Here is a 26,644-nt window from a genome sequence, read left to right as displayed (position 1 = left end):
GTCGCGGGCGTGCGGCTCACGCCAGTTCCCTCCCGCGCGTCTCGGGCAGCCCGAGCAGCGCCAGCGCCGCGACGCCGTAGCCGATCGCGCCGAACACCAGCGCGCCGCCGACGCCCCAGCCGTCCGCCAGGAAGCCGACCGCGGTGGGGAAGACGGCACCCACCGCGCGTCCGGTGTTGTACGTGAAGCCCTGCCCCGTACCGCGCACCGCCGTCGGATACAGCTCGGCCAGATAGGAGCCGAAGCCGCTGAAGATCGCCGACATGCAGAAGCCCAGCGGGAGACCGAGCACCAGCAGGAGGGTGTCCGCGCCCGCGGGGATGTTCGCGTACGCCATGACGCACACCGCCGACAGCAGCGCGAACAGCCAGATGTTGGGCCGGCGGCCCAGCCGGTCGGTGAGGTGACCGCCGGTCAGATAGCCGAGGAAGGCGCCCGTGATGAGGAACGTCAGATAGCCGCCGGTGCCGACCACCGACAGCCCCCGCTCGTCCTTGAGGTACGTCGGCACCCAGGTGGCCAGCGTGTAGTAGCCGCCCTGCACGCCGGTGGACAGCAGACCGGCGAAGAGCGTCACCCGCAGCAGACCGGGGGAGCCGGCCGAGCCCGGCGCGAAGATCGCCCGGAACGAGCCCTTCGCCGGGCTGCGCTCCCGCGCGGCGCTCGCCTCGGGCGCGTCCTCCACCCGGCGCCGCACCCAGACGACCAGCAGCGCGGGCAGCGCACCGGTCCAGAACATGATCCGCCAGGCCAGGTCGTCGCCGGCCAGCGAGAACACCAGCGTGTAGACGACCGCGGCCAGCGCCCAGCCCACCGCCCAGGAACTCTGGATCGCGCCGAGGGTACGGCCCCGGTGCCGGGCGCTCGCGTACTCGGCGACCAGGATCGCGCCGACCGCCCACTCGCCGCCGAAACCGAGGCCCTGGAGCGCCCGGAAGACCAGCAGCGTCTCGTAGCTGGGCGCGAAACCGCAGGCCACCGTGAACACGGCGTACGTGGTCACCGTGAGCATCAGCGCCTTGACCCGGCCGATCCGGTCGGCCAGCACGCCCGCGAGGGCGCCGCCGACCGCCGAGACGACCAGGGTGACGGTCGTGAACAGCCCGGTCCTACCGCTGTCCAGACCGAAGTACGAGGCCAGCGCGACCATGCTCAGCGGCAGCGTGAAGTAGTCGTAGGAGTCGAGGGCGTAGCCGCCGAACGCGCCCGCGAAGGCGCGGCGCCCGCGCGGGCCGAGGGCGCGCAGCCAGCCCAGCGCGCCGCCGTGGTCGGCGCGCTCACCGGAACCGGAGGACGCGGCCAGGGGCGGAGGGGGTGGCGGGGGCGGAGTCGTGCTCATGGGCACCTCGCAGAGGAGGACGGAGGGTGCGTGCGGAATGAGCCGTGCCCAGCACCGTAGAGTATCGTTCAACGATCCCTCAATACCCATGTTGTCTCGTTCCGGTGTCTGCGGTTGAATTCCGGGCATGGCAGAGCAGCTCGCCCAACTCGCGGACGACCGGGCGCTCCTGGGGCGCACCAGCACCGCCGAGCGGGTCTCGGACATCCTCAGGAGCCGGATCTCCGAGGGCTTCTTCCCGCCCGGGACCAGGCTGTCGGAGGACAGCATCGGCGGCGCCCTCGGCGTCTCCCGCAACACGCTGCGCGAGGCGTTCCGGCTGCTCACCCACGAGCGCCTGCTCGTGCACGAGCTGAACCGGGGGGTCTTCGTCCGGGTCCTGACCGTCGACGACGTCGAGGACATCTACCGCACCCGCACCCTCGTGGAGTGCGCCGTCGTCCGCGGCCTCGGCGAGCCGCCGTACGCGCTGGACGCGCTCGCCGGGTCGGTCGAGGAGGGGCGGCGGGCGGCGGGCGAGGGCGACTGGAAACGGGTGGGCACCGCCAACATCCACTTCCACCGGGAACTGGTCGCCCTGGCCGGCAGCGAGCGCACCGACGAGGTGATGCGCAGCGTCTTCGCCGAACTCCGCCTCGCCTTCCACGTGGTGGACGACTGGCGGGCCCTGCACGAGCCGTACCTCGCCCGCAACCAGGAGATCCTGGAGGCCCTGCGGGCCGGGGACCGCGGCGGCGCCGAGCGCCTGCTCGCGGTGTACCTCGGGAACTCGCTGGAGAGGCTCGTGGAGGTGTACCGGCGGCGGGTGGGGGAGGAGGGCTGAGGCGGGACTCACGGGTGTCCGCCGCGGGTCCCCGGGGTGCTCGTCGTGGCCCGGTGAGGCGGCCGGCGCGCTGCCCGGACGCCGGTGCGGCCGGGGGCGTGCGTACCGTTTGGGTCGTTGTCGGACCCAGCACCTAGTCTGTGCACCGTGACTTCGCCTGCACCGACGGACAGCGTTCCGCCCCAGCTCAGCGCGGGGCCGCGCCCCGCGACGGGCCCGGCCGCCGACGAGGGACTGGCGCGGCGCCTGCGCGCGCTCGCCTGCACCGCCCCCCTGCACGACCTCGACGCCCGCAAGGCCAACCTCGCCGGCGAGTACTCGGTGTACGGCATGGCGGAGATCGCCCTCGCCGCCATCGACCTGGTCACGCTCAACATGGACTTCGACACGGGCGCCGACCACGACCAGGTCGTGGCCCGGCTCGTCCCCCGCGTCGCCGCCCAGGCCCCGCGCCGCCCCGCCGCCGAGCACGAGCGGGTGGCCCGCTGGGTCCTGGAGAACCTGATCAACGTCGGCAGCGTCGACCGCGGCTTCCGCGCGGTGTACGGCACGTTCGACCCCGACGGCACCTATGTGCGCCGCGACTACGACTTCAAGCTGCTCGAAGAGGTCCCCGGCCCCGGCGGCACCGTCTACCTGCGCACCACCGACGAGGCGGTCAACGTCCTGGTGGGCGCCCTCGACACCGACGTCACCAGCGCCCAGATCGCCGCCGAGGTCAAGCTGGAGGTGCTGATCAGCCGGGGCCGGCTCGCCGACGCCCAGTTGGCCGCCGAGCAGGCCCGGTACCGGACCGTGCAGTACTCCGAGACCCTCCGCAAGGCCCTCGACGCCACCCGGCGCAACGTCCGCGCGGTGGACTGGCTCAACGCCGTCCCCGACATGATCGCCGAGGCCCTCGACCACGTCGCCGACCGGTACCGCCACGAGAACGCGATCCTCACCAACATCCGCAAGGCCCGCGACGAGTCCGAGGACCCCGAGCACAAGCGCCGCGCGGCCGAGCTGGTCGACATCGTCAAGGACTGCATCCGCCGGCACACCCAGCTCCAGTCCCGGCTGCTGGAGGCGGGCCCCCTCTTCCGCGCCGAGCAGGACCGGCAGGCGTTCGCCACCCCCCTCGCCACCTCCGGGACCGACCTCTACGGCCACCTCCTCGCGCCCGTCCTGCCGCTGCCCCTGGAGGGCGCGCTGCGCGTCACCGACGCGTTCTTCGCGCACGGCACCGGGCTGCGCACGCCGGTCTCCGTGCGGGTCGGCGACCTCGTCGACATCCTGCTGACACCGCCCGTCGAGCGCGAGCACCTGGGCGCCGAGATGCCCGAGCCCGACCTGATCGCCACCCCCGACGACAGCCGCTTCAGCGAGGAGCAGCTCGCCGTCGCCATGGAGCTGCTCGACCTGCCGCACGACGCGCCGCGCCGGCTCTCCGGGCTGCTCGCCGAGGCCCGCGCGACCGGCGACCCGGACCTGGCCTACCTCGTCGCCCTGCTGGCGGTCCACGCGGCCAGCCCGCCGGTCGGCACCGCCTACCGGCAGGGCGAGCGGAAGCTGCTCTTCGCCGTGGACGACGGCACCGAACTGGACGACCCCGAGTTCGGCGGCGCCGACCTCGTCGTGGGCACGGCCCTGCTGGACGCGGCCGGCATGGCCGCCGACCGGACGGAGGCGGCGTGACCGCCGCGCACACCCACAACACCCCCCGCAGCAAGGAGCCCCGACCGTGACCGAGCACGCCGACTGGAGCGAACCGGAGCCCCAGGGCACCGCGCCGGCCGCCGCCGCGGTCACGCCCGCCGATGCCGCCGACGCGGCCCGGCTGGTCGCCTTCGGTCTCCAGCCCAAGCTGCTGCCCGCCCGCGACCAGGAGTACGCCGACCTGCTCCGCCGCTACCGCGAGGACCCCCCGTTCGCCCGGCTCGCCGACGCCGTCGCGGCCGGCCTCGGGCTGATCGTCCTGGAGGTGTCCCCGCGTGCGGGCATGGCCGTGACCGCCGCCGAGGACTCGGTGTTCGCCGTCCGCATGGGCGACTACGCGCGCCGCGCCGCCGCCGACTCGGGCGACCGCTTCCTGCACGGACTGGCCCATCTCGCCGTCGCCGCCATGGCGTTCCCCCGCCCCGAGGACCTCGCCGACGACGGCTACATCGGCCGCGTCACCGTCAACGGCGTCGACTCCTTCGTCCGCCAGGCGTGCCACCGCCTGGAGGAGCGCGCCGCCGAGCAGGGCGAGAACACCGACCCGGTCAGCGACGCCCCCGGCCTGGAGGCCGCCTGGCGGATCTGGGCCCGGCGCAGCGCCACCGGCGCCACCAAGGACGCCCGCAGACTCCCCGGCTCCACCACCGGCATCGTCGGCAAGGCCGTCGCCTTCCTCACCGACTCCGGCTTCCTCCAGCGCACCGGCGACGAGCACGGCGGCACGTACCGCACGACCGCCCGCTACCAGCTCCAGGTGCGCGACATGGCCGGCAGTGCCGCGCTGGCCGAGCTGCTGGAACTGGGCGTCGTCCCGGTCACCGACGGCACGCCGACCCTGCTGCCCCCCGAGGACACCGACGCCCTGGAGCTGGTGGCCGACGCCGGGCTGCCGTTCCACTCCTCCTGACCCCGCCCCCCCCCACGACGCAACGAAGACTGACGAGAGTCCGCCATGTACGAGCTGTCCCGGGTCCGCCTCTACTCCATCGGTCCCGCCGGTGCGCGCTATGCCGACACCGTGCTTGACCTGCGGGGCGTCGGAGAGCCCGTGCCCGACCCCGCGCCCGCGCAGGGGGAGTTCTTCGAGGAGGAGCCCGTCGGCCCGCCGCGCCGCCCCGCGCCCGCCGGCGTGCTCTTCCTGGAGAACGGCGGCGGCAAGTCCGTCCTGCTGAAGCTGATCTTCTCGGTGATGCTGCCGGGCCACCGCAACACCCTCGGCGGCGCCAGCTCCGGCGTGCTGCGCAAGTTCCTCCTGGCCGACGACTGCGGGCACGTGGCCCTGGAGTGGCAGCACGTGCTGACCGGCGAGTGCGTCGTCGTCGGCAAGGTCAGCGAGTGGCGGGGACGCCAGGTCTCCAACGACCCGCGCAAGTTCGCCGAGGCGTGGTACTCCTTCCGGCCCGGCCCCGGGCTCTCCCTGGACAGCCTGCCGGTCGCCGAGTCCACCGCCGTACGCCCGCCCGTCGAGGGCGCCTCCGGGGCGCAGGGCCGGCGGCGCACCATGAAGGGCTTCCGGGACGCGCTGACCGAGGCGGGCAAGGCGTACCCGCACCTGGAGGTGCACTGGGAGGAGATCCACGAGCGCTGGACCGAGCACCTCGGCGACCTGGGCCTGGACCCCGAACTCTTCCGCTACCAGCGGGAGATGAACGCCGACGAGGGCGAGGCCGCCGGTCTCTTCGCCGTCAAGAAGGACGCCGACTTCACCGACCTGCTGCTGCGCGCGGTCACCGACACCCGCGACACCGACGGACTCGCCGACCTGGTCAGCGGCTTCGGCAACAAGCTGGGCCGGCGCGCCGAGCTGATGGCCGAACGGGACTTCACCGCCGGCAGCGCCGACCTGCTCGGCCGGATCGTGGAGGCCGCCGACGCCCGCACACGCGCGCGGGAGGTCCACACCGCCGCCGAGCGCCGCACCAGGACCCTCGCCCGCCGCCTCTCGGCGCGCGGCGCCCAGGAGCGGGTCCGCGCCGCCGACCTCGCCCAGCGCGTCACCGGCGCCGCGTCCGCCGTCACCCACGCCGGGGCGGCCCGGGAGCGCGCCGCGCTGGTCGCCGCCGAACTCGCCTACCGGCACGCCTCGCTGGCCCTCGCCGCCGCCGAGAAGTCCGCCGCCGCGCAGAAGCGCGAGCTGGCCGACGCCCGCACCCTGCACGCCGCCTGGCAGGCCGCCGAGGCGGTACTGCGCCACCGCGCCGCCGCCGACCGCGTCGCCCGGGTGTCCGCCGCGATCCAGGAGGCCGAGCGGGACGCCGCCCCCGCCCTCGCCGCCCGTGCCAGGGCCGCCGTCGACCTCGTCCGCGCCCTGCACGCGGCGGCCGGGCAGGCCGAGGCCCAGGCCAACGAGGAGGAGGAGCGGTCCGCCGTCCTCCAGGAGACCGGCGACACCGCCCACCGGGACGCCACCGCCGCCGCCACCGAGGCCCAGCGCGCCCGCAGCGAGGCCGGACACCTGCGCCAGCGGCTCACCGAGGTCGAGCAGGAGACCGCCGAGGCCGTCCGGGCCGGCTGGCTCGACGACAGCACCCCCGACGCCGACCCGGCCCGCGCCGCCCTCGCCGCCAGCGACGCCGAGAAGAGCGCCGTCGCCGCCTGGGACACCGCCCGGGAGGCGGCCCGCCGGGCCACCGAGCACGCGCGTGAGGCCGCCGCCGCCGAGAGCCGCGCCGAACTGACGGCGGCCCGCGCGGCGGACGCGGCCGCCGCGGCGGCCCGCGCCCACGAGGCGGAGCGCCGCACCGCCGAGGCCCTGGCCGCCGAGGAGCGGCTGGCCGAACTGCTCGGCCTGGCCGCCCCCGGCGGACGCCCCGGCATCCCCGCACCCCGGCAGGACGCCGGGCGCGGCAACCGGCCCGCCCCGACCGCCCCCGGCGATACGGCCACCAGCGACACCGCCCCCGGCAACGCCGCTCCCGGCGACACCGCCCTCACCGCGGAGGAACTCGACCGTTTCGCCGACGAGCTGCGCGAGCTGCTCGACGACGCCGTCTCCGCCGCCGAACGCCAGTTGTTCGAGCTGCGCACCGCCGCCGCCGACGACGCCCGCATCCTCGGCGCCCTCGGTGACGGCGGGCTGCTGCCGCCCGGCCCCGACGTCCTGGCCACCGTGGAGTACCTCGGCGAGCACGGCATCCCGGCCCTGCCCGGCTGGCGCTATCTCGCCCAGGCCGTCGACCCCGCCGACCACGCGCGTGTCCTGGCCGCCCGGCCCGAGCTGGTCGACGGCGTGATCATCACCGACCCCGACTCACACGCCCGCGCCCGCGAGGCCCTCGGCGACGCCGCGCTGCTGCCCCGCTCCGCCGTCGCCGTCGGCACGGCCGCCGCCCTGCTCGCCCCGGCCCCCGCCGCCGGGGTTGACGACGGCGAGGTGTTCCTCGTCCCGCCGAACCCGGCCATGCACGACGAGCAGGCCGCCGACGAGGAACGGCACGCGCTGCGCGCTCGGGCGACCGCCCGCGACGAGGAGATCCGCGCCCTCGCCGCCCGGCTCGGCAAGGACCGCGAGCTGGCCGCCCGCCTCGCCTCCTGGCGCACGGGCTGCCCGCCCGGCCGGCTCGCCGAACTGGCCCGCGCCGCCGAGGAGGCGGGCGCCTTCGCCGAGGAGTCCGAGGCCGAGCTGACCGAGGCCCGCACCGCCCGCGCGGAGGCCGACGAGACCGCCGCCGAGGCCGTCCGGGTCCGCGACGAACGGCAGGAGGCCGCGCAGAAGGCCCGCCGCGCCGCCGACGCCCTCGCCGGACTCGCCTTCCGGCTGCGCGAACGGGCCGGCTGGCAGGCCGGACTGCGGGAGCTGGCCGACGAGGCCACCGAGGCCGAGACCCGCGCCCAGACCTGCCTGGAGCGGGCCCGCGCCGCCGACGAGGACCGCCGCGCCGCCCAGCGCGCCGCCGACGACGCCCGCCGCACCGCCCGCGCGCTGCGCGCCGAGCGCGCCGAGATCGCCGGCGCCCCCGACGACGTACCGGAGGACGGTGCGCGGCCGTCCGCCGCGTCGCTGCCCGCGCTGCGGGAGGCGTACCGGGCCGCCTCGCAGTTGTACGAGAAGGTCGGCGTCGGCGCCGACCTCAGGGCCGAGCAGGCCCGCGCGGAGAGCGACGAGAGCGCCGCCCGCGCCGAGCTGGACCGGCTCAGCAACAAGGTCCGCACCCGCGCCGAGCAGCTCCTCCAGTCGCCCGACGGCTCCGACGGCCCGTCCCGGCAGGCCGCCGCCGCCCGCGCCGAGGAACTGGTGCAGTTGCTGGAGACCAGGATGACCGGCGCCAGCGAGCAGCTCGGCCGGCTGCGCGGCGAGGCCGAGCGGCTCGCCCCCGAGGACGGCGAGGCCCACACCGAACTGCCCGGGGACCTCGTCCCGCGCGACGCCGAGCACGCGCAGACGCTGCTGCGCACCGCCACCGCCGAACTCGCCTCCCGCACCGAGGCCCTGGCCCAGGCCCGCGAGGCGCACGCCGGACTCCTCGACGCGCACCGCGCCGCCGAGGACGCGGCCGGCGGCTTCGACGAGATCGCCGCCATGCTCCGCGACCTGCTGCGCGAGCACCCCGAGGAGGACCAGGAGGACCCCGAGCCCTACCCCGGGAGCCTGGACGAGGCCCGGCAGTCCGCCGCCGAGACCCGCCGCGCACTGCGCGCCTGCGCCGCCGACCTGTCCGCCGCCGACTCCGCCGTGCGCGAGGCGAGCGACATCCTGGTCCGGCACGCCAACTCCACGCGCTACGAGCAGGTCCGCACCCCCGCGCGGCAGCAGATCCGCGAACTGCCCACCTCCGCGCTGCCCGAGCACGCGCAGAAGTGGGCGGACGCCTTCGCGCCCCGGCTGCGCGTCCTCACCGACGAACTCGCCCAGTTGGAGCGCAACCGCGACTCGATCGTGGACCGGCTGCGCGGCCTGGTCGAATCCGCCCTCGCCACCCTGCGCTCCGCCCAGCGGCTCTCCCGGCTTCCGGAGGGGCTCGGGGAGTGGTCCGGGCAGGAGTTCCTCCGTATCCGCTTCGAGGAACCCGACCAGGCCACCCTCACCGAGCGGCTCGGCGAGGTGATCGACGAGGCGACCCGGGCGGCCGTGAAGAAGAACTCCGACCTGCGGCGCGACGGTATGTCCCTGCTGCTGCGCGGGGTCGCGGCGGCGCTGCGGCCCAAGGGCGTCGCGGTGGAGATCCTCAAGCCCGACGCGGTGCTGCGCGCCGAGCGCGTCCCCGTCGGACAGATGGGCGACGTCTTCTCCGGCGGCCAGTTGCTCACCGCCGCCATCGCCCTGTACTGCACGATGGCCGCGCTGCGCTCCAACGACCGGGGCCGGGACAAGCACCGGTACGCCGGCACCCTGTTCCTCGACAATCCCATCGGCCGCGCCAACGCCACGTACCTGCTGGAACTCCAGCGGGCCGTGTCCGACGCGCTCGGGGTGCAGCTCCTCTACACCACGGGCCTGTTCGACACCACCGCGCTCGCCGAGTTCCCCCTGGTGATCCGGCTGCGCAACGACGCCGACCTGCGCGCCGGGCTGAAGTACATCAGCGTGGAGGAACACCTGCGGCCCGGTCTGCCCCAGGTCGCCCCGGCCGGTGAGGGGGAGGCCGTGCACAGCGAGATCACGGCCACCCGCATGTTCAAACGGCCCGCCTGACGCCCGGCCGCCCGACGCGGACAACACCGCCCGGCGCGGACAACACCGCCCCGGCGCCCACGACGCCGGTGCGCCGGGCGGCGCCGGTGCGCCGACAGCGCCGGGCGGCGCGCACAACGCCGAGGCGTCGGCGGCGCCGCCCGGTGGTATGGCAACGGCGGGGCGCTCAGGGGTGGGACAACTGCCCCGCGCCGCCCCGGCGCCGTATCCGCTCCCGCGTCCGCTCCATGGCGCGGGCCCGCCGCCGGGCCCGACGGCGCTCGCGCCGCAGCGCCCGCGCGGTGCTGCTCGGGACCGACACCACCCCGTGCCGCTGCTTCCACACCTGCCGGGTCACCCAGACGTCGAGCACACCCCAGGTGGCCACCACCGTGCTGGCCACGCCGCTGATCACCATGGGGAACGCCAGCCAGGACCCGGCCAGCGCGGCCAGGAAGGCCACCATCGCCTGGATCAGCGTCACGGCGACTATCAGCACCGCCCGCACGGCGGCCGTCCGCACCGGGTCCGGCAGCCTGCGCCGCCGGGCCGGCTCCTCCACCCACAACGGCCGGTACGCGTATCCCGCGCGGGTTCCCCGGTCGCCGGCGTCCCGCCGGTCACCCGGTGGTCCGGGCGCCTCGGGCCTCCGCTCCGGTGCCCGAGGCCCGTGCCGTGCTCTCAGCCGGACCGTGCCGCTGTCATCGGGCGCCTCGCGACGCCCCACCGTGCCCATCACCGTGTCACTCCCCACCGCCGGCAGACCGCTTCGCCCCGTCCCGAAGGACCCGACTCCCCTGTGGCTGCCCGGCTTGCACTCATTCACGCCGCACGGATGCGGGATGCGGCTCCTGTGGCCGATTCCGCCCCCATCTCCCGAAGAGTAGGACGAGCGGCCCTTCCTCAAGATTCCCGGGGATTCCCGGAAGATGGCCGAGCGGCGAGGAATTCCGGCCAACCGGTCGCCGCACCCGCCCGGCCAGCCCTCCGTGCCCGCCCCACGGTTCCCGGGACGCAATCTCCCGCAATGGCCGGACAACTGACCATCCAATGCCGCGTACAGGGGAGTTCGCCGTCCGGACGGGTCTTCGAGTTATCCGTGGGTGAGTAGTAGGCTCGCGCCGTTTGTTGACGTACATCCGTGCCCCTGCCGGTGGGGTTCGAGCTGGGGGAGGCCATGCGCTTTCGCGGGAAGTCGATCCGCCGGAAGATCGTGGCGCTGCTTCTCGTGCCGCTGGTGTCGTTGACCGTGATCTGGGCCTTCGCCACGGTGCTCACCTGGCGCGAGGCGAGCCGGCTGTTCACCGTCTCCACGCTGATCGAGGAGATCGGCTATCCCATGGAGGACACCGTCCGGGTCCTCCAGCAGGAACGCCGCCAGACCCTGGTCTACCTGGCCGACCCCCGCGCCTCCGACGGCCTCGCCGACCTCCGGCGCAGCCGCGCCGCCACCGACGAGGCCATCGCCGAGATCCGCGGCAACGCCGCCGGCTCCGATGTCCGCGACGCCCTGGACCAGGCCGAGGACGAGCGGCTGACCGCCGCCCTGGACGCCTTCGACGGCATCCGGTCCCTGCGGCGCGGCGTCGAGGACGGCACCGTCGACCGCGAGCAGGCCCTCGGCTTCTACAACCGCCTGGTCGACCCCTGCCACCTGCTCCTCGCCGACCTCAGCGTCATCGACAACGTCGCGATGGACAAGCAGTACCGCGCCCTGGTCAACCTCTCACGGGCGCGTGAACTGCTCTCCCGCGAGGACGCCCTCCTCGGCTCGGCCCTGGTCACCGGCAGCGTCTCCCGGGACGAGGTCGACGACGTCTCCGACCTGGTCGCCCAGCGCACCATGATGTACGACGTCACCCTGCCGTCGCTGCCGGTCGCGGAGCGCGAACGCTACGAACGGTTCTGGCAGAACGCCTCCTCCGCGCCCCTGCGCGCCGCCGAGGACGCCGTCATCGCCGCCGGCTCCGGCACGCCCGGCGGCATCGACGCCAAGAGCTGGGACACGGTCGCCGGGGACGTGCTGGACGAACTGGGCACCTACGACGACCAGGCCGCCGACCGGTACGAGAACCGGGCCGAGCCGGTCGCGATGGCCGTCATCACCAAGGCGGTCATCGCCGGCACCCTCGGCGTGGTCGCCCTGCTGTTCTCCCTGTTCCTGTCCGTACGCGTCGGCCGCGCCCTCATCCGCGACCTCAGAAAGCTCCGCCTGGAGGCCCACGAGGCATCAGGCGTCCGCCTGCCCAGCGTGATGCGCCGCCTGTCGGCGGGCGAGCAGGTCGACGTGGAGACCGAGGTCCCGCGCCTGGAGTACGACAAGAACGAGATCGGCGAGGTCGGCCAGGCCCTCAACACCCTCCAGCGCGCCGCCGTCGAGGCCGCCGTCAAACAGGCCGAACTCCGCGCGGGCGTCTCCGAGGTCTTCGTCAACCTCGCCCGCCGCAGCCAGGTCCTGCTGCACCGGCAGCTCACCCTGCTGGACACCATGGAACGCCGGACCGAGGACACCGAGGAACTGGCCGACCTGTTCCGCCTCGACCACCTCACCACCCGTATGCGCCGGCACGCCGAGGGCCTGGTCATCCTCTCCGGCGCCGCGCCCTCCCGGCAGTGGCGCAGGCCCGTCCAGCTCATGGACGTCGTCCGCGCGGCGGTCGCCGAGGTCGAGGACTACGAGCGGATCGAGGTACGCCGGCTGCCCCGGATCGCCGTCACCGGGCCCGCCGTCGCCGACCTCACCCACCTGGTGGCCGAACTCCTGGAGAACGCCACGGTGTTCTCGCCCCCGCACACCGCCGTGCAGGTCCTGGGCGAGCGGGTCGCCAACGGCTTCACCCTGGAGATCCACGACCGGGGCCTGGGCATGACGGCCGACGCCCTGCTCGACGCCAACCTCCGGCTCGCCGAGACACCCGAGTTCGAACTCTCCGACACCGACCGGCTCGGCCTGTTCGTGGTCAGCCGGCTCGCCCAGCGCCAGAACGTCCGCGTCTCCCTCCAGCCCTCCCCGTACGGCGGCACCACCGCGGTCGTCTTCCTGCCGGACTCGCTGCTCACGGAGGACGCCCCCGACACCAACGGCGTCGGCTTCCGCCTCGACCGCCCCCAGCGCGCCAAGGAGGACGGCCGCCCGTCCCTCGCCAAGACGCCGGTACGGGCGTCCGGTCTGCCCGCCTCGATCCTCGACGGGCCGGTCGAACTGGAGGCCCCCGTCGACCTGGACGCCCTCGACGGCCTGCCGGGCCCGCTGGGCGGCGCGGACGGCGACCGCGGCGGGCTGTTCGGCCCCCGCCGCTCCCACGCCCCGACGGCGGACGAACCGGCGGGCGCCCGCTACGGCGACCGGCACGGACGGCACGACACGCCCGACCGGCCCGGCCGCGAGGCCCCCGGCTCCGGTGACGCGACCGAACGGCCGGGCGCGGGCAGCGCTCCGGGCGCCCCGGCCCCGCTGCCCCGCCGTACGACCCCGAAGCTGGTCAGCTCCCACGGCCGCCCGGTCCCCGAGCGCCCCCGGCGCGACACCCCGGCGCCCGGCGACGACCACAACGCCCCCGAACCGGCACCGGCGCTGCCGACCCGCCGCCGGCGCGGTACACCCCCCGAGGACACGGCCGCCCCCGGCGGTCTGCCCCGGCGGGTACGGCAGGCCAGCCTGGCCCCCCAGTTGCGGCAGGACCCCGAGCGGCGCCCCGAGGACCGCGCCGACCCGGCCGAACGGGACGCCGACGAAGTACGCAACCGTATGGCGTCCCTCCAGCGCGGCTGGCAGCGCGGCCGCCGGGAGAACGCCGAGGACGACGAGACGCGGCCCCCAGCACAGGCCCGAGAACCGCAGGCCCCAGAAGGACCTGGAACACCTGAAACACCTGAAGCAGCACCCGCACCACAGGCACCACAAGGAACGAAAGAGGGGGACGGTCGATGACCGCACCGAAGACGACCGGCCGGACCACGACCACCGCCGGGGAACTCAACTGGCTCCTCGACGACCTGGTCGACCGCGTCGCGAGCATCCGCAAGGCCGTCGTCCTGTCCGGGGACGGACTGGCGACGGGGGCGTCCAGGGACCTCACCCGCGAGGACAGCGAGCATCTCGCCGCCGTGGCCTCCGGCTTCCACAGCCTCGCCAAGGGCGTCGGCCGCCACTTCGAGGCGGGTGACGTCCGGCAGACGGTCGTCGAACTCGACGAGGCGTTCCTGTTCGTGACCGCCGCCGGCGACGGCAGTTGCCTGGCCGTCCTGTCGGACGCCGACTCCGACGTAGGGCAGGTCGCGTACGAGATGACCCTGCTCGTCAAGCGCGTCGGCGCACACCTGGGCACCGCGCCGCGCACCGATCTGCCCTCGGGCGGGTAGTGAGATGACATGAGCGCAGACGGTCAGGCAAGACTTCACTGGTTCGACGACGAGGCCGGACCCGTAGTCCGTCCGTACGCCATGACGCGGGGCCGCACCACCAGCGCGGCCCAGCACCGCCTCGACCTGATCGCGGTGGTCGTCGCGGAACCGCACGCGGACGATCCGGAAGCCGACACCACGCTCTCCCCGGAGCACGTCGACATCGTCGGCCGCTGCCGGGAGACGCCCCAGTCGGTCGCCGAACTCGCCGCCGAACTCGACCTGCCCATCGGCGTGGTCCGCGTACTCGTCGGTGACCTGGTGGCCGCCGACCTGGTGCATGTGAACCGGCCCGTGCCCCCGGCCGAGCTGCCGGACGAAAGCGTTCTGCGTGATGTGATCAACGGCCTCCGGGCCCTGTGAGGAGAAGGAAACGATGGTCCTCGGGCGTTCCCAGGGCGGCAAGCACCCCGTCGAGCCCGTCACGCTCAAGATCCTGGTGGCCGGCGGCTTCGGCGCGGGCAAAACCACCCTCGTCGGCGCGGTCAGCGAGATCAGGCCGCTGCGCACCGAGGAACTGCTCACCGAGGCCGGGCGCCCGGTCGACGACCTCAAGGGCGTCGAGGGCAAGCACACCACCACCGTGGCCATGGACTTCGGCCGCATCACGCTCCGCGAGGACCTGGTGCTCTACCTGTTCGGCACGCCCGGCCAGGAACGTTTCTGGTTCATGTGGGACGAGCTGTCCGAGGGCGCGCTCGGCGCGGTGGTCCTCGCCGACACCCGCCGCCTGGAGGACTGCTTCGCCGCCGTCGACTACTTCGAACGGCGCGCGATTCCGTTCCTCGTAGGCGTCAACTGCTTCGAGGGGGCGGCCCGTTACCCGGTCGAGGACGTCCGCCGGGCCCTCGACCTGGACTCCGGCGTCCCCCTGGTGATGTGCGACGCCCGGGACCGCGAGTCGGTCAAGGAGATCCTCGTCGGCGTCGTCCAGCACGCCATGGCGTACGCAGCGGCCCGCCGCCGTAGCCCCGTCACCACCTGACCCGGAACCACGTCCCACGCACGTGCCCGCCGACGCCCCCGAGCCCGACGCCCCGGCGCCCGGCACCCGCCTCCACGCCCCTGAGCCCGGCGCCCGGTGCCCGGTGCCCGACGCCCGGCGCCCGCCTCCACGCCCCGGCGACCGCCCTCCGCCCCCGCCCCGCCTGTCCGACCGCATGACGACCCGCCTAACCCCACCCACCCGATCACACGATCAACGCCCCGGCCCCACCCGCCACTTCGCCCCCTACCACCCTCCGGCGGCCCTGGCCCTCACCCCCCGCCGCACCTGGTGACCCTGCGTTCCGGCGCGCCCCACCACCCAGCTCGCGCCGCCCAGCCCCTTGGCGACGCGCTTCAGCGGCGCCAGGCAGGCCGCCGCCTGCCGGTGGTCCCGTACGCTCCCCGCCGCGCACAGCACCGTGGCGACGGAGAGCGTCACGGCCCGCCCGCCGACCGCCCAGGGCACGTCCAGCACCCCGGCGACGAGCGCGTCCAGCTCCGCCCCGCCCCCCGCCTCCGTCAGCACCACGAAGTCGTCGCCCCCGATGTGCCCGACCCGGGCCGATCCCGCCGCAAGCCCCTGGAGCGCCCGCCCGACCGCCCGGATCAGCTCGTCGCCCGCCGCGAACCCGGCCGTGTCGTTGATCTGCTTGAAGCCGTCCACGTCGACCCAGCTCAGCGCGAACCCCCGCCCCTGGGCGATCCACCGGTCCGCCTCGACGGTGATCGCGTCCGAACCCGGCAGCCGGGTCAGCGGATTGAGCCCCGCCGCCTCCTCCACCCGCGTCTCGGCCAGCGCCCGTACCAGATCGGCGAGGCGCACGACCCCCACGCACCGCCCGTCCGCGTCGACGACGGCCACGTCGTCCGAGGTCCGGTCCCGCCCGCCGACCGCGACGACGTCCAGTACCTCCCGCGCCGTCGCGTCGGCACCGACCGTCCGCGGCGGGTCGCCCAGCCTGACGGCGGGCCGGTCGGCGTACAGCGCGTGCCCGTACCGCCCCGACATCGACAGCAGGAACCGCGACCGGTGCACCGACCGCACCGGCACCCCGGCCCGGTCCACCAGCACCACCCCGGACACCCCGGGCGACCCGGTCAGCAGCGCCCGTACCCGACCCGCCGACGCGGTCACCGGCAGCAGCGCGGCCGGCCGGACGAACTCCCGTACCGACGGCCCCGACCGCGGTACCGGCGAGACGGCGGGGGAGCGCGGCGGAACGTACACGTCCGCCGCGGGCAGCCGGGCCGGGGGCGCGAACAGCTCGCCCTGCGCCCACTGCGCCCCGGCCTCCCGCGCCGCCGCGCACTGCGCCTCCGTCTCCACGCCCTCGACCGCCAGCAGCGCCCCGAGCCCGTCGCACAGCGTCCGCATCGCCCGGACGGCCGCCGGCCGCGCCAGCAGCGACGCGTCGAGCTTCACCAGCTCGGGCGCGAGGTCCGCGAGCGCCCGCAGCGGTACGTCCCCGTCCCCGACCCCGTCCGCGCAGATCCGGAACCCCTGCTCGCGCACCGAGGCGACCGCCTCCAGCAGCGCCCGCGACGGCACATGGGTGTACGGCGGACCGATGTCGATCGTCACCTCCCAGGGCAGCCGCGCCGCCTCCCGCACCGCGTCGTGCAGCGCCCCGAGCCCGCCGAGGTCGGCGAGCGTGGCCGCGAACACGTTGACGTGCAGCGGCAGCAGCGTCTCCTTGCGCACGGCCGCCCGCAGCGCCGACACCGCCAGCCTGCCGTCCAGTTCGGGATCGCGCCGCGCCTCGGCCAGGGCGTCGCCGGCCTCCGGACGGGCGAGTATCTCCAGCGCCGCGACCCCGCCGGTCATCAGATTGACCACCGGTTGGAAGGCGAAGCGAAGGCTGTCCGTCCAGGAGGGCACGCGAGCATGATGGCGCCGCGAGCGCACCCCCAGGGCCAGTTCATGAGACGTTCACGCACCCGTACCGCCCGGCGACCGTCCGCGGGGGCCACTTCCGCGACGGAGCACCTTCCTGATAGATGCAGGGGACATGACACGACTCTCCGGCTCCCTCCGCACCCTCGTCACCACCCTCACCGCCCTGCTCACCGTCACCGCCGCCCCCACCGCCGCGCACGCGACGACCGGCGACCCGAAGGCCCCGCGGGACTTCGTCGCCCTGCGGAGCGTCGCCCCGACGATCATCGAGGACATCCGCTACTTCACCCCGCACAACTTCGTCGGCGAGCGCGTCGACGGCTACCGGCAGCCCCTGTGCGTCCTCACACGCCCCGCCGCCGAGGCCCTCGCCGAGGCCCAGACCGCACTCCGCCGCCAGGGCTACTCCCTCAAGGTGTACGACTGCTACCGGCCGCAGCGCGCCGTCGACCACTTCGTCCGCTGGGCCCAGGACCTCGACGACCAGCGGATGAAGGCGGAGTTCTACCCGAACGTCGACAAGACCCGCCTGTTCGCCGACGGTTACATCGCCGAGAAGTCCGGCCACAGCCGAGGCTCGACCGTCGACCTCACCCTCGTCCCGCTCCCGTCCCGCCCCACCCGCCCCTACCACCCGGGCCGGCCCCTGGTCCCCTGCACCGCGCCCGAGGACGAGCGCTTCCCCGACAATTCCGTCGACATGGGCACCGGTTACGACTGCTTCGACACCCTCTCCCACACCCTCGACCCGCGCGTCCAGGGCGCCCAGCGCGCCCACCGGCTGCTGCTCAAGAACACCCTGGAGGACCTCGGCTTCGTCAACCTCGCCGAGGAGTGGTGGCACTTCACCTACAAGCCCGAGGCGTACCCGGACACCTACTTCGACTTCCCCGTCTCGGCCGCTTCCCTGACCGGCCGCCGCTGAGCCGCCCGCCGGAGACGTCCGTACCACGATCGGCTACAGTCCGCCGCGTGTCCGAGAATCAAACCCACGTCCCCAACTCCTCCCCGGGCTCGCACTGTTCGAGCTGCGGCACGCCCTACGGAGCGGGCGTCTCCGGCTGGCCCCGCACCTGCCCGGCCTGCGGCACCGTCGCGTACCGCAACCCGCTGCCGGTGGCCATCGCCCTCCAGCCCGTGTACGACACCCAAGGCACCTCCCTGGTGGTCATCACCCGGACCGTGTCCCCCGCACGCGGGGGCACGGCACTGCCCGGCGGCTATGTCGACGACCGCGAGGACTGGCGGCAGGCCGTCGTCCGCGAACTCAAGGAGGAGACCGGCATCGACGCGCCGAGCCGCGACGTACGCCTGGCCGACGCCATGAGCGCGCCCGACGGCCACCTGCTCCTCTTCGGGCTGCTCCCCGAGCGGCCGGCCGACGGCCTCCCGCCCTCCGCCCCCACGGACGAGACACAGGGCTGGCACCTGCTGCGCCGCCCCGAGGAACTCGCCTTCCCCCTGCACTCCGTCGCCGTCCGCGCCTGGTTCGAGGGACGGTACTGAGCCACGCCCGGACGCCGGCTCGCCCGCACGGCGCTCAGGGCAGCACGGGCACCAGCCCGTCAAGTGCCGTACGGAGGCCGGCCCCCGCGTACGGCACTCAGACCCGTACCGCCGTCCACGGCCCCGCGGACCGTGCGGGAGGTCAGCCCTCCGCCAGCCCCCGCACCCGCACCGGATACGGCGACCCGCTCCCGCCGTCCACGCCCTCCCGCTCGACCACCAGCCGCGGGCCCTGCCAGCGGGCGGCGTACCGTTCGATCTCCGGTTCGGCGAATCCGTCGCCCGCGTCCGGCACGACCAGCCCGCCCCCGGTGCGTCCCCGGGCGGGCGCCCACACCTCCAGTTCCAGGCCGCCGTCGGCGCCGCGCACCGGAAGGACCGCCCCCGCGCGGGCGAACACCGGGAGCCGCGCGGACGGCGTCTCGACCAGCACCTGGGCCGGCCCCTCGTACGCCCGTCCGGTGGCCGTGTCGTACCAGCGCCCGCGCGGCAGCTTTACCGCGCGCCGCTGCGTCCCCGGGGCGAGCACCGGCGCCACCAGCAGACAGTCACCCAGCAGGAAGGCGTCCTCGCAGTCCCGCAGCGCCCGGTCCTCCGGTGCCGACCACCACAGGGGCCGCACGTACGGGGCGCCGGTGCGCCGGGCGAGATGCGCCAGCGTCATGAAGTACGGCAGCAGCCGCCGCCGTTCGACGAGCGCCACGCGTGCGTGCGCCAGCACCTCGTCCCCGAACTCCCACGGCTCCCGCCGTCCCGCCCTCGCACCCGCGTGCGTCCGGAACAGCGGCAGATACGCGCCCAGTTGGAACCACCGCAGATACAGCTCCGGCGACGGACTGCCGTCGAAGCCCCCGATGTCCGGCCCCGAGTACGGCACCCCGCACAGCCCGAGCCCCAGCACCAGCGCCAGTGACGCCCGCAGCCCCGCCCAGCCCGTGGCCACCTCCCCGGACCAGGTACCGCCGTAGCGCTGCAGGCCGGCCCAGCCGGACCGCGAGACCACGAACGGCCGCTGTCCGGGCACCAGCTCGCGCAGCCCCTCGTACCCGGCGCGGGCCATGCACAGCCCGTACACGTTGTGCGCCTCCCGGTGGTCACCCCCGCCGCCCTCCAGGGCGTGCCGGGCCGAACGCGGCAGCGCCGGCTCCCCGAACGCGGCGAACGACGTCGGCTCGTCCGTGCCGTGCCAGAACCCCGTGAAGCCCTGCCCCAGGTGCCGCTCGTACAGACCGCCCCACCACGCACGTACGCCCGCGTGCGTGAAGTCGGGGAAGACCGCCTCCCCGGACCGCGCCACCCCCCGCACGACCTCCCCGGCGGCGTCCCGGACGAACGCGTCCCGGGCCGCCCCGCCGTCGTACACGGCGTCACCGGACTCCGCCCGGACCGCGGGACCGACGGCCGACACCAGCCGGATGCCGTCCGCCCGCAGGTCCTCGGCGAGCTGCGGCAGCTTGGGGAACCGCTCCTCGTCGACGCCGAACACCCGGTGCCCGCCGGAGGGACCGGCGTCCAGGTGCACGGCGTCCAGCGCCAGCCCCCGCTCCTGGTAGCCGGCGACGATCCGCCGCACCTCCTGCTCATCGCCGACGCCCCGCCGCGCGTGATGGTGCCCGAGCGCCCACGCGGGCGGCAGCGCGGGCGCACCGGTCAGCGCGGCCCAGGTGAGCAGCACCCGCGCGGGCGTCCCCACCGACACCCAGCAGCGCAGCGGCCCCCCTTCCATCCGCAGCACGCTGGTCCCCGGCCGGTCGTGCCCCGACCCGGCCCCCTCCTCGCCCTCCCGCAGCACCACGGACCCGTCCCAGGAGCTGTCGTAGAACACCAGGTGCGTGCCCGCGTCGGCCACCACCACCTGCACCGGCATCGTCACGGACAGCGGACCGTCCCCGGGCCCGGACGCCGCCCCCGCATCGGTGTTCCACAGCCGGTACGTCCCGTCCCGCAGCCTGGGCCCCGAGGCACGCCCCCCGAGCCCGAAGAACCGCGCGTCGGCGGTCACCTCCGAACGCTGGAGCCACCGCGCCCGGCCCCCATCGACCGGCTCCCACCACCGGGGCGGCAGTTCGTGCCGCAGCGTCACCCCGCCCGGCGTACGCACCTCCACCGCGCCGTGCCTGGAGACGGCCACCGTCACCCGCTCGGCCACCACCCGCCAGCCACCGTCCTTGTCCGGCTCCAGGGCCGCCCGCGGATCGGGCTCGGGACACCGCGCCAGCGCGTACGAGGGCTCCGGACCGGCCCCGTCCCAGCTCCAGAAGACGGCACCGTTCACGGCCACCAGGATGCGCAGCTCCGAACGCTCGAAGCGGACCACGCCCCCGCCCGGCCCGGACTCCGCCTCCCGCAGCAGGCCCGGCACCCGGGCCCGCTCGGCCCCCCGCCGCTCCAGCCCCACGGCGTCGGCCCGCCGCCGACGCCAGGCCGCCCGTACGGTCCGCAACCCCTGACCCGTCCGCAACGAACCCACCATTCTCACCGAACGCACCAGGTCACGACCGTCCATGCTGCTCACCCTGCCACCGACCGACCCTCGAACGGGCGCCGTTCAACTCCCGTTCACCCGTGCCGGGACCACATCTTCACGATGGCGACTATGTGCGGCGCACCCTGGTGCAGAAGTCGATCACATGGCATCGTCCGCGTCAGCCGCGTCACGCGCACACCCCAGCCCGTGCGCGGGACGACGCACACGACGCGCACAGTCCGGGAGCCGCCCCATGACGACCGTGAACCCCCAGCTTCTCTGGCAGCCCGATCCGCAGCGCATCGCCCGAGCCGCGATCACCCGCTTCCAGACCTGGGCCGCCGAACACCACGGCGCCCCCGCGACCGGCGGCTACCCGGCGCTGCACCGCTGGTCCGTCGAGCGACTCGACACCTTCTGGCAGGCCGTCACCGAGTGGTTCGACGTCCGTTTCTCCACCCCCTGCGCGCGGGTGCTGGGCGACCGCGCGATGCCCGGCGCCCAGTGGTTCCCCGGCGCCAGACTGAACTACGCCGAACACGCCCTGCGCGCGGCCGCCACCCGCGCGGACGAACCGGCCCTCCTGTACGTCGACGAGACCCACGAACCGCGCCCGGTCACCTGGGGAGAGCTGCGCCGCCAGGTCGGCTCCCTCGCCGCCGAACTGCGCGCCCTCGGCGTACGCCCGGGTGACCGCGTCAGCGGCTACCTCCCCAACGTCCCCCAGGCCGTCGTCGCCCTCCTCGCCACCGCCGCCGTGGGCGGCGTCTGGACCTCCTGCGCCCCCGACTTCGGCGCCCGCGCCGTCCTGGACCGCTTCCAGCAGGTCGAACCGGTCGTCCTGTTCACGGTCGACGGCTACCGCTACGGCGGCAAGGAACACGACCGCCGCGCGGTGGTCGCCGAACTCCGCCGCGAACTGCCCACCCTCCGCGCGGTGGTGCACATCCCGCTGCTCGGCACCGACGCCCCCGACGGCACCCTGGACTGGCAGGCCCTGACCGCCGCCGACACCGACCCCGTCTTCGAGCAGGTCCCCTTCGACCACCCCCTGTGGGTGCTCTACTCCTCCGGCACCACCGGCCTGCCCAAGGCCATCGTCCAGTCCCAGGGCGGCATCCTGGTCGAACACCTCAAACAGCTCGGCCTGCACTGCGACCTCGGCCCCGAGGACCGCTTCTTCTGGTACACGTCCACCGGCTGGATGATGTGGAACTTCCTTGTCTCCGGCCTGCTCACCGGCACCACGGTCGTCCTCTACGACGGCAGCCCCGGCTTCCCGGACACCGGCGCCCAGTGGCACGTCGCCGAACGCACCGGCACCACCCTGTTCGGCACCTCCGCCGCCTACGTCATGGCCTGCCGCAAGGCCGGCGTCCACCCCGCCCGCGACCACGACCTGTCGAAGGTCCAGTGCGTCGCGACCACCGGCTCACCCCTCCCGCCGGACGGCTTCCGCTGGCTGCACGACGAGTTCGCGGCCGCCGGCGCCGACCTGTGGATCGCCTCCGTCAGCGGCGGCACCGACGTCTGCTCCTGCTTCGCCGGCGCCGTCCCCACCCTCCCGGTCCACATCGGCGAACTCCAGGCCCCCGGACTCGGCACCGACCTCCAGTCCTGGGACCCCGGCGGCAGCCCTTTGACCGACGAGCTCGGCGAACTCGTCGTCACCAACCCCATGCCGTCCATGCCGATCCACTTCTGGAACGACCCCGACGGCAGCCGCTACCACGACAGTTACTTCGACACCTACCCCGGCGTCTGGCGCCACGGCGACTGGATCACCGTCACCTCACGCGGCACCGTCGTCATCCACGGCCGCTCCGACTCCACCCTCAACCGGCAGGGCGTCCGCATGGGCTCCGCCGACATCTACGAAGCCGTCGAACGCCTGCCCGAGATCAGGGAGTCCCTCGTCATCGGCGTCGAACAGCCCGACGGCGGCTACTGGATGCCCCTGTTCGTCCACCTGGCCCCCGGAGCCGTCCTCGACGACACCCTCCGGGCCCGAATCACACGGACGATCCGCGAACAGCTCTCCCCCCGCCACGTCCCCGACGAGATCGTCCAGGTCCCCGGCATCCCCCACACCCTCACCGGCAAGCGCATCGAGGTCCCCGTCAAACGCCTCCTCCAGGGCACCCCCCTGGAAAAGGCGGTCAACCCCGGCTCCATCGACAACCTCGACCTCCTGCGCTTCTACGAGGACCTGGCCCGCCGACGCCCCTGATCCCGGCCCGTTGTCAGTGCCCGCGGTTACGGTGAGTGAGCATCGATCGACCGTGCACACAGGGGGAAACATGACGCACACCGACCTGACCCCGCGACGCGTCCTGCGCCGCGAGATCGCCGGCACCATCGGCCTGCTCACCGACGAACACGACTTCCGCGCCATGCGGCGCTACCGAAGCTTCACCTTCCACGACCACACCGCCTACCTGGGGCACGTCGAGGCCGTCCTCAGGACCCGCGCCCTCCAGGGCTCCCACACCACCATCGCCCTCTTCGACCCCGAGGAGTACGCCGACTATTGCGCGAAGTCGGGTCTCGACCCCGACCACCACACCAGCCGCACCCGCTTCACCGCCGAACTCGCCGCCACCGGGCCGACCGTCCCGTACGAGGGCCAGCCCCTCGCCGACCTCCTGCCGACCCTCGTCGATGAAGCGGTCCGCCAGGCCACCTGGGAGTACGCCAGCACCCTGCTGGCCCGCCTCGGCACCTGCGCCTCCTGCGGCCAGGACATCGGCCGAGCCGCCTTCACCCGCGCCTCACACCTGCTCACCCGCGTCCTGGACACCGCCCCACCCGGCGACCGCCACCTGGTCTGCAGCGTCTCCGCGGCCCCGGAGACCCTCGTCTCCGTCCTGCACGCCGACGAGGACACCGACGGCACCACACACCTCGACGAGGCCGAGGCCCTGGAATTCACCAGCGTCCTCGCCGTCGGCCTGGCCACCCACACCCCCGGCGGACTCGTCATGCGCACCACCAGTCCCGGCCACCCCGACCGCATCTACGGCTGGCGCCTGCGCGGCCACGGCCTCACCCCCCTCACCGCGAGCGAGGTCTTCGACGCCTACTGCACCGACGCCGACTCCGGCGACCTCATCTCACCGGAACCGGGCGTCGACTACTGCGAGCCGCCCGACCTCGGCGACGACGAACCCCGGCCGGACCACCACCACTGAACGCCGGAGGGGCGCCCCACCCACAGGCGGAGCGCCCCTTCGGACCACCACATCCGGTCCCTACTCGCCGGACAGCACCGCCTGCGCCGCGTGACGTGCCTCCTCGGCACTGTCCGCGGCCCGTGCGGCCGCCGCCGCCCGCTCGCACTGGGCGAGCGTGAACTTGGCCAGCGACGCCCGGACATAAGGAAGCGACGCCGCGCCCATGGACAGAGAGGTGACACCCAGCCCGGTCAGCACACATGCCAGCAGCGGGTCGGACGCCGCCTCACCGCACACCCCGCAGCTCTTGCCCTCGGCCTTCGCCGCCTCGGCGGCCAGCGCCACCAGGTCGAGCAGCGCGGGCTGCCACGGGTCCTGAAGCCGGGACACCGCACCCACCTGACGGTCGGCCGCGAAGGTGTACTGCGCGAGGTCGTTCGTCCCCAGCGACAGGAACTCGACCTCCCGCAGGATCGAACGCGCCCGCAGCGCGGCCGACGGGATCTCCACCATGGCCCCGTACTTCGCCCGCAGCCCGGCCTCGCGGCAGGCGTCCGCGAACGCCTTGGCGTCGGCCCGGTCCGCCACCATCGGCGCCATGACCTCCAGGTGCACCGGAAGCCCCTCGGCCGCCTTCGCCAGCGCCGTGAGCTGGGTGCGCAGCACCTCCGGGTGGTCCAGCAGCGTCCGCAGCCCGCGCACGCCCAGTGCCGGGTTCGGCTCGTCGGCCGGGGTCAGGAAGTCCAGCGGCTTATCCGCGCCCGCGTCCAGCACGCGCACCACCACGCGCCCCTCGGGGAACGCCTCCAGCACCTGCCGGTAGGCCGCGACCTGCTTCTCCTCGGACGGCGCGCTCTCGCTGTCGTCCAGGAAGAGGAACTCGGTACGGAAGAGTCCGACTCCCTCCGCCCCGGCCTCCACCGCGGCGGCCACGTCCGCCGGCCCGCCGATGTTGGCCAGCAACGGCACCTTGTGCCCGTCGGAGGTCGCCCCCGGCCCGGTCGCGGCGGCCAGCGCGGCCTTCCGCTCGGCGGCCTGCGCCTCCATCTGCGCCTTCTTCTCCGCACTGGGGTTCACGAAGATCTCGCCGCTGCTGCCGTCCACCGCGATCACCGTGCCCTCGGGCAGCTCGCCCGCGCCCGGCAGCGCCACCACGGCCGGCACTCCGAGCGCCCGCGCCAGGATCGCGCTGTGGCTGGTCGGCCCGCCCTCCTCGGTGACGAACCCGAGCACCAGGGCCGGGTCCAGCAGCGCGGTGTCCGCCGGCGCCAGGTCCCGCGCGATGAGCACGTACGGCTCGTCACTGTCCGGCACCCCCGGCATGGGCACCCCGAGCAGCCGCGCGACGATGCGGTTGCGCACGTCGTCGAGGTCGGCGACCCGGCCGGCCAGGTACTCCCCGGCACCGGCCAGCAGCGCCCGGTACGCCGCGAAGGCGTCGTACACCGCGCGCTCGGCCGTACTGCCGACGGCGATACGCCGTTCGACGTCCGCCATCAGCTCGGGGTCCTGGGCCATCATGGCCTGCGCCTCGAGCACCGCCTGGGCTTCGCCGCCCGCCAGGTTGCCGCGCGCCATCAGATCGGCGGCCACGGCCTCCACGGCCTGACGCGCACGCCCCTGCTCGCGCTCCGCCTCCTCCGCCGGGATCTGCTTGGCGGGCGGCTCCAGCACCGCCGTCCCCATGTGCCGGACCTCGCCTATGGCCACACCGTGGCTCACACCGACGCCTCGCAGCGTTGTCTCCATCTCACCCGTCTCCGTTAGTGCGGCGCCCGCCGCGGTGGTTGTCCTGCCGGCCGTCACGCGACGGCACCCGATGTCACTGCCAGAGGAAAAGGCTTTCGCCGGCCGCCACCTCGCCGTCCTCACGGACTTCGGAGAGGGATTCGGCGGTGGCCTCCAGCGCGACGACCGGGCAGACCGGCGACTTGCCGGCGGCCTCGACGGCGGCCGGGTCCCAGCGGACGACCGCCTGGCCGCGGGTCACGGTGTCGCCCTTGTTCACGAGCAGCTCGAAGCCCTCGCCGTTGAGCTGCACGGTGTCGATGCCGAGGTGCGTCAGCACGCCGTGCCCGCTCTCGTTCACCACCACGAAGGCGTGCGGGTGCAGGGACACGATCACCCCGTCCACGGGAGCGACCGCCGCGGAGGGCTCCCGGACGGGGTCGATGGCGGTGCCTGGGCCGACCATGGCCCCGGAGAAGACCGGATCGGGCACGGCGGCCAGTCCGATGGCGCGTCCTGCCAGCGGGGACGACACGGTGGTCATGGGAAGCCTCCCAGAGTGGAGATGCAGATGGGCGGCCGTCGCTGCCTGTCCCGGACGGCACGTTGAGCAGCAGGGTATGTCATAGGAAGTACCGGTTCCGCATGAGTGCTCCCGAATAGAGGTCTAGACCACAGTCCCCATCGATTTGCACCCGTTCCACGGCTCCGTGTACAGTCGATACTCCTGCTGGAGACGGAGCGGCGCGACCACGCGTCCTCACCCGGCAGCGACCAACCTGTCAGATCCTAATCTTCGGCTCCACTCCTGCATGTCCGCAGGAGGGTGGTCAGAGGGACTGGAAAAGCCTGATAGTGTTGGAAACACCGAAGGGAAGCGCCCGGAGGAAAGCCTGAGAGAGTCTCTCGGGTAAGTACAAAGGAAGCGTCCGTTCCTTGAGAACTCAACAGCGTGCCAAAAGTCAACGCCAGATATGTTGATACCCCGACCTGATCGGTTCCGATCGG

The 26,644-nt window shown here is 74.3% G+C and carries 18 protein-coding genes; 12 read left to right on the top strand and 6 right to left on the bottom strand.

The window, feature by feature from the left end; all coding sequences use genetic code 11:
• Positions 1-16: 16 nt before the first annotated feature.
• On the bottom strand, positions 17-1,339 hold the full coding sequence (locus ACFY32_RS08920; RefSeq protein ID WP_390673783.1) for an MFS transporter: 1,323 nt from the start codon (positions 1,337-1,339) through the stop codon (positions 17-19).
• 127 nt (positions 1,340-1,466) lie between these two features.
• Here ACFY32_RS08920 and ACFY32_RS08915 point away from each other — a divergent pair, with 127 nt between their 5' ends.
• The 4 genes from ACFY32_RS08915 to ACFY32_RS08900 all read left to right on the top strand — a co-directional run bounded on the left by ACFY32_RS08915 (position 1,467) and on the right by ACFY32_RS08900 (position 9,495).
• Positions 1,467-2,162: a GntR family transcriptional regulator gene (locus ACFY32_RS08915; RefSeq protein ID WP_359193960.1), complete on the top strand. Its 696-nt coding sequence runs from the start codon at positions 1,467-1,469 to the stop codon at positions 2,160-2,162.
• 147 nt (positions 2,163-2,309) lie between these two features.
• Positions 2,310-3,839 (top strand): hypothetical protein, encoded by a 1,530-nt coding sequence (locus ACFY32_RS08910; protein WP_359193957.1) that lies wholly within the window; start codon positions 2,310-2,312, stop codon positions 3,837-3,839.
• A gap of 46 nt (positions 3,840-3,885) precedes the next feature.
• Positions 3,886-4,770 (top strand): hypothetical protein, encoded by an 885-nt coding sequence (locus ACFY32_RS08905; RefSeq protein ID WP_359193955.1) that lies wholly within the window; start codon positions 3,886-3,888, stop codon positions 4,768-4,770.
• A 45-nt stretch (positions 4,771-4,815) separates the two neighbouring features.
• The gene (locus ACFY32_RS08900) at positions 4,816-9,495 is read left to right on the top strand and encodes a hypothetical protein (protein WP_390673782.1); all 4,680 of its coding nucleotides are present in this window, start codon (positions 4,816-4,818) and stop codon (positions 9,493-9,495) included.
• Between the two features lie 166 nt (positions 9,496-9,661).
• Here the strand turns inward: ACFY32_RS08900 and ACFY32_RS08895 are convergent, their stop codons facing one another.
• Positions 9,662-10,210 carry a hypothetical protein gene (locus ACFY32_RS08895; RefSeq protein WP_390673781.1) on the bottom strand — a complete coding sequence of 183 codons (549 nt, stop codon included), beginning with the start codon at positions 10,208-10,210 and terminating at the stop codon, positions 9,662-9,664.
• A 441-nt stretch (positions 10,211-10,651) separates the two neighbouring features.
• Between ACFY32_RS08895 and ACFY32_RS08890 the strand changes: the two genes are divergently transcribed.
• From ACFY32_RS08890 to ACFY32_RS08875, 4 genes are read left to right on the top strand one after another with little or no spacing between them, the layout of a single operon-like run.
• Positions 10,652-13,405, top strand: a complete 2,754-nt coding sequence (locus tag ACFY32_RS08890) for a nitrate- and nitrite sensing domain-containing protein (protein ID WP_390673780.1) — start codon at positions 10,652-10,654, stop codon at positions 13,403-13,405.
• Positions 13,402-13,836, top strand: a complete 435-nt coding sequence (locus tag ACFY32_RS08885) for a roadblock/LC7 domain-containing protein (protein ID WP_359193948.1) — start codon at positions 13,402-13,404, stop codon at positions 13,834-13,836. The genes ACFY32_RS08890 and ACFY32_RS08885 overlap by 4 nt, the downstream gene beginning before the upstream one ends.
• A gap of 9 nt (positions 13,837-13,845) precedes the next feature.
• Positions 13,846-14,241: a DUF742 domain-containing protein gene (locus tag ACFY32_RS08880; protein ID WP_359193945.1), complete on the top strand. Its 396-nt coding sequence runs from the start codon at positions 13,846-13,848 to the stop codon at positions 14,239-14,241.
• 13 nt (positions 14,242-14,254) lie between these two features.
• Entirely contained in the window at positions 14,255-14,863 is a 609-nt protein-coding gene (locus tag ACFY32_RS08875; RefSeq protein ID WP_359193943.1) for an ATP/GTP-binding protein, read from the top strand.
• 246 nt (positions 14,864-15,109) lie between these two features.
• Here ACFY32_RS08875 and ACFY32_RS08870 read toward each other — a convergent pair whose 3' ends face one another.
• Positions 15,110-16,744: an EAL domain-containing protein gene (locus ACFY32_RS08870; protein ID WP_390673779.1), complete on the bottom strand. Its 1,635-nt coding sequence runs from the start codon at positions 16,742-16,744 to the stop codon at positions 15,110-15,112.
• 130 nt (positions 16,745-16,874) lie between these two features.
• On the opposite strand from ACFY32_RS08870, the gene ACFY32_RS08865 reads away from it, so the two are divergent.
• Both ACFY32_RS08865 and ACFY32_RS08860 read left to right on the top strand, forming a co-directional pair.
• Entirely contained in the window at positions 16,875-17,687 is an 813-nt protein-coding gene (locus ACFY32_RS08865; RefSeq protein ID WP_359193937.1) for a M15 family metallopeptidase, read from the top strand.
• 47 nt (positions 17,688-17,734) lie between these two features.
• A complete protein-coding gene (locus ACFY32_RS08860) occupies positions 17,735-18,268 on the top strand; it encodes an NUDIX domain-containing protein (RefSeq protein WP_390673778.1) in 534 nt (177 codons plus the stop codon).
• A 142-nt stretch (positions 18,269-18,410) separates the two neighbouring features.
• Here ACFY32_RS08860 and ACFY32_RS08855 read toward each other — a convergent pair whose 3' ends face one another.
• Positions 18,411-20,774, bottom strand: a complete 2,364-nt coding sequence (locus ACFY32_RS08855; protein WP_390673777.1) for a glycoside hydrolase family 31 protein — start codon at positions 20,772-20,774, stop codon at positions 18,411-18,413.
• A 214-nt stretch (positions 20,775-20,988) separates the two neighbouring features.
• Between ACFY32_RS08855 and ACFY32_RS08850 the strand changes: the two genes are divergently transcribed.
• Both ACFY32_RS08850 and ACFY32_RS08845 read left to right on the top strand, forming a co-directional pair.
• Positions 20,989-22,965, top strand: coding sequence for an acetoacetate--CoA ligase (locus ACFY32_RS08850; protein ID WP_359193930.1), 1,977 nt, complete (start codon positions 20,989-20,991; stop codon positions 22,963-22,965).
• 70 nt (positions 22,966-23,035) lie between these two features.
• The gene (locus ACFY32_RS08845) at positions 23,036-23,926 is read left to right on the top strand and encodes a hypothetical protein (protein ID WP_390673776.1); all 891 of its coding nucleotides are present in this window, start codon (positions 23,036-23,038) and stop codon (positions 23,924-23,926) included.
• A 60-nt stretch (positions 23,927-23,986) separates the two neighbouring features.
• Here the strand turns inward: ACFY32_RS08845 and ptsP are convergent, their stop codons facing one another.
• Positions 23,987-25,657 (bottom strand): phosphoenolpyruvate--protein phosphotransferase, encoded by a 1,671-nt coding sequence (gene ptsP, locus ACFY32_RS08840; protein WP_359193924.1) that lies wholly within the window; start codon positions 25,655-25,657, stop codon positions 23,987-23,989.
• A 73-nt stretch (positions 25,658-25,730) separates the two neighbouring features.
• Positions 25,731-26,180 carry a PTS glucose transporter subunit IIA gene (locus ACFY32_RS08835; protein WP_359193921.1) on the bottom strand — a complete coding sequence of 150 codons (450 nt, stop codon included), beginning with the start codon at positions 26,178-26,180 and terminating at the stop codon, positions 25,731-25,733.
• Positions 26,181-26,644 lie beyond the last annotated feature (464 nt).

The organism is Streptomyces sp. NPDC000134 (assembly GCF_042899225.1).
Taxonomy (GTDB): domain Bacteria; phylum Actinomycetota; class Actinomycetes; order Streptomycetales; family Streptomycetaceae; genus Streptomyces.
This window is presented reverse-complemented; position numbering and strand designations above follow the sequence as displayed.